Source organism: Halorubrum sp. Atlit-28R, assembly GCF_003665955.1.
Classification (GTDB): Archaea; Halobacteriota; Halobacteria; order Halobacteriales; family Haloferacaceae; genus Halorubrum; species Halorubrum tropicale.
Genome location: NZ_QPLS01000049.1, coordinates 1 through 841 on the forward strand (window position 1 = coordinate 1; position 841 = coordinate 841).

The 841-nt window shown below is 58.7% G+C and carries 1 protein-coding gene; it reads left to right on the top strand.

The window, feature by feature from the left end:
• Window positions 1–467: 467 nt before the first annotated feature.
• The coding region (locus tag DVK06_RS19820) for a DUF5817 domain-containing protein (protein WP_369333407.1) at window positions 468–841 on the top strand (374 nt) is incomplete at its 3' end.

Here is an 841-nt window from a genome sequence, read left to right on the forward strand (position 1 = left end):
GGGTGCTGATTGGATGAATTCGGAGGAGGACTCCCACATGGGACCCGTGACAGTTGCCAGTTGGCCGCTTTAGAGGGGTGTAAACCGCCTGAATGCGGGCACCGCGACGAAATAACAGTAACATTATGTATGTCTGACGTTCGCCGTGAGTATTAAGACGGAGGCCGGCGCAATATCGCAGTATGTACGGCTAGGCGATGTATAGAAAGGGGGACGTTCCCCTGTTGGCAGCAGGGGCCGCTTGGGAAGGGACAGGCTGGCACCCGTCCGAAGGATCTCTCGTATCCTTCATTACTTCCGAAGTGGTCTTAATGGTTGCGGTGGTGAGAGTCATCTCCGGCTTTCGCCGATAACCTGCTCTGCTGTCTCTGAGACGGCCGATTATCCGATTTCGGCCGTAGCGTCGAGCACGTGCGCGGAGAGCGCACTATGCAGGACCACCCGGCTCATGGAGGTGTGCCAGCGGCGTGAGTCGCTTCGCTGTCGTTGGCTGTTCCAACTGTAGCCAACACTGGGTCATCGAGGATGCCGTCAGCAGTGGCGCTGCTAGCACTCATGAGTGCCCCCGGTGTGGGAGGCAGCATTCAGATGGCCAGTTGCGACGTCGAGCAAGAGCCGACACGTGGGAGAATGCTGTTGAGCAACGGGCGGCACTTCTCGCGAACACTCGGAGCGCCAGCGCTGAGTTCGACGAGGTTGGCCACTACACCGATCTTGAAGAGGAATGGGACCGCGACCTCGTCGGCCAACCACTCGGCGTGCAGGTGCTTACAGGTGCCTTCGCAGACGATCAGCATCTCGACACAGCGAATCGAGAGACACCCGACAAAACCGATCAGAG